Genomic DNA, 2,932 nt, shown 5'->3' on the forward strand with positions numbered 1-2,932 from the left:
CCACTACGCGCTGACCTGGCTGGAGCGGATGCCCCCCCTGGAGGTGCGCGAGAACGCCCTCGTCCTGGGTGTCCCCGACCGCTTCTTCCGGGAGGATCCGCCGCGTCCCCCGGCGCAGTGCGACATGGCCGGGTCAGGGTGATCCTGTGATTGACTTGTCCAGGAAATAGGGTTACGGACGCCCCCTTTCCAATGTACGGGTCGCGCCGGGAGTTCCGGGCGCCGCCTTCAGCTCTCAGGGAGTAGTCGTGTCCAAGCGCACGTACCAGCCGTCGAAGATCCGGCGCAACCGCGCCCACGGGTTCCGCAAGCGGAACGGCACCAAGTCCGGCCGGGATGTCCTCAAGCGCCGCCGCGCGAAGGGCCGTAAGCGCCTGGTGGTGTCGTCGTTCAAGAAGTAACTGGACGCACGTGTGATGGCCGAGGGAGCGGCGCCGCGGGTGCCTCAGGCAACCGGCGAGCGCTTCCCCAAGGCCTTTCGCCTGCTTCAGCGACGTGAGTTCCTGGAGGTCCAGGAGGGCGGTCAGAAGCTTCCGTCCGACTGCCTCCTGGCGCTCGTCCAACGCAACAACCGGGCGCACTCCCGCGTAGGGCTCACCGTCTCCAGCAAGGTGGGCAACGCGGTGGTGCGCGCGCGTCTTCGCAGGGTGCTGCGCGAGCTGTTCCGCAAGCGCCGCGGGCAATGGCCGCCCGGTCTCGACGTAGTCCTGGTCGTCCGCTCCTCGGCGAAGGAAGCCTCCTCCGCTCAAGTTTCCCGTGCGTTCGACGGCGTCACCCGTAAGCTGCAACGGCTCTTTCCGGCACCGCCCGTGCCTCCCAAGGAAGAGCCTGTCCCATGAGTCCACTCGCCTTCGTCATCGCCCTGCCCATCCGCTTCTACCGGCGGTTCCTGGGGCCGCTGCTGCCGAAGGCGTGTCGGTTCCACCCCTCCTGCTCCACCTACGCCATGCAGGCGCTGGAGAAGCATGGGGGCCTGAAGGGCTTCGCCCTCACCGTCTGGCGCCTGCTGCGCTGCCAGCCATTCCACCCCGGCGGATTCGATCCCGTCCCCTGACGGTTTGCTTCCGCCTGCCCCCCGGCCCTCTGCCGCCGGCAGAGGGAAATCCATGACGAACGACCCGCTGTCGCCCCAGTCCAACGATTCGCAGAAGCGGCTGCTCCTGGCGCTCGCCCTCTCCTTCGCGGCCACCGCTGCCTACACCTTCTTCTTCGCCCCCAAGACGCCCGAGGGCGTCACGGGCGCGGATGCCGGGGTGGAAGTGGCCGCGGCCGTGGATGCCGGCACCCCGGGAGTCGCCGCCGTTCCGCCGCCGGGGATGGCCGCGGACGCGGGCACCCCCGCCCAGGCCGAGGGGGAGACCCCGCCGCCGCCCGCGCGCACCGCCGACTTCGCCCGGCCGGAGGTGAAGTACACCTTCTCCTCCGAGGGCGCCGGCCTCACCTCCGCCGTGCTCCAGGGCGTGAAGATGCGGGAGCAGCAGTCGCTCACCGTGAAGGAGGGCTTCGAGAAGCTCTTCGGCAAGGAGATCCCCCCGCCGCCGCAGATGAACGTGGCGCACCCGGTGCAGGGCCAGCCCCTGCCGCTCGCGGTGACCATCGAGGGCGGCTCTCCGCTCGCGGCGAACACCCGCTACGCGGTGCAGGAGGGCGCCACCGACAAGGGTGGCAGCGTCACCTTCACCGGCCGCCAGGGCCCGTGGGAAGTGACGAAGACGGTGCTGTGGCCCCGCGACGGCTTCGAGTTCACCTACACCCTCCAGGTGCGCAACACCTCCGCCCAGGCGCAGACGGGTGAGCTGAAGCTGCACTACAGCCGCGCCATCGACCCGGAGTTCGAGCACGCGCCGTCCTTCTTCGGCGGCGTGGGCAACCTGAGCCGCTCCGCGTGCTGGGTGGACGAAGAGCTCCACAAGCTGTCCCCGGGCGACAAGCCGCCGGAGGAGACGCGCGGGCAGATCTCCTTCTTCGGCATCGACCAGCAGTACTTCCTGTCCGCGCTCTACCCGCTGGACGGGGCGCTCGCGGGCCACTGCACGCTGACCGCGTCGCCCACCGCGCGCGAAGTGGCCGCGGGCTTCCCGCTCAACGTCGGCCCCGGGGGGACGGCCACGTTCCGCTTCGGCGGCTACCTGGGCCCCAAGGACCCCGACCTGCTGCGCCCGGTGCCCGGCGCGGAGCTGCGCGCGGTGGCCGGCCTGTCCACCACCACGTACCACCCGCGCCTGGAGGACACGGTCGACTTCGGCATCTGGGCCGTGGTCTGCAAGCTGCTGCTCGCCATCATGAAGTTCTTCCACGGCATCGTGGGGAACTGGGGCGTCGCGATCATCCTGCTCACCGTGGTGGTGAAGCTGGCGCTGCTGCCGCTCACCTACCGCTCCATGGTCAGCATGGAGGCGGTGAAGGTGCTGCAGCCCAAGATGGATGAGATCCGCAAGAAGTTCGCGGACGACAAGGAGCGCCAGAACCTGGAGATCATGAAGCTGTACCAGGAGGCGAAGGTGAACCCCCTGGGCGGCTGTCTGCCGCTGCTCATCCAGATGCCGGTGTGGATCGCGCTCTTCACGTCGCTGCGCAACAGCTTCGAAATCTACGGCGAGCCGTTCGTCGGGCCCATCTGGCGGGACCTCACGTACAAGGACCCCACGTACCTGCTGCCGCTGGCGCTGGGCGTGTCGATGATCATCACGCAGAAGATGCAGCCGCAGATGATGGATGCGGCGCAGGCGAAGATGATGACCTGGGTGATGCCCATCATCTTCACCTTCACGTTGCTCCAGTACCCCGCGGGCCTGTCGCTCTACATCTTCACGAACAACGTGCTCTCCATCGGGCAGCAGTACGGCCTGCGCAAGTGGCTGGACCGCAAGAAGAACCAGTCGGGTGGCGGGACACCGGCGGTGATCTCCGCCGGGGGAGGCAAGCGCAAGTG

4 protein-coding genes are annotated in these 2,932 nt (G+C 68.7%); all 4 read left to right on the forward strand.

The genetic code is table 11. The features are described from left to right. Positions 1-248: 248 nt before the first annotated feature. Positions 249-401 (forward strand): 50S ribosomal protein L34, encoded by a 153-nt coding sequence (gene rpmH / locus D7V93_RS41130; RefSeq protein WP_120537283.1) that lies wholly within the window; start codon positions 249-251, stop codon positions 399-401. Positions 402-413: 12 nt separating this feature from the next. Next, the gene (gene rnpA, locus D7V93_RS41135; protein WP_372338420.1) at positions 414-839 is read left to right on the forward strand and encodes a ribonuclease P protein component; all 426 of its coding nucleotides are present in this window, start codon (positions 414-416) and stop codon (positions 837-839) included. Then, positions 836-1,054, forward strand: coding sequence for a membrane protein insertion efficiency factor YidD (yidD, locus tag D7V93_RS41140; protein ID WP_120610406.1), 219 nt, complete (start codon positions 836-838; stop codon positions 1,052-1,054). Before rnpA ends, yidD begins: the two co-directional genes overlap by 4 nt. A 52-nt stretch (positions 1,055-1,106) precedes the next feature. Next, positions 1,107-2,932: membrane protein insertase YidC (gene yidC, locus D7V93_RS41145; RefSeq protein ID WP_120648442.1), on the forward strand; the 1,826-nt coding region annotated here is incomplete at its 3' end.

The organism is Corallococcus llansteffanensis, from assembly GCF_003612055.1.
In the GTDB taxonomy this organism is placed as follows: Bacteria; Myxococcota; Myxococcia; order Myxococcales; family Myxococcaceae; genus Corallococcus; species Corallococcus llansteffanensis.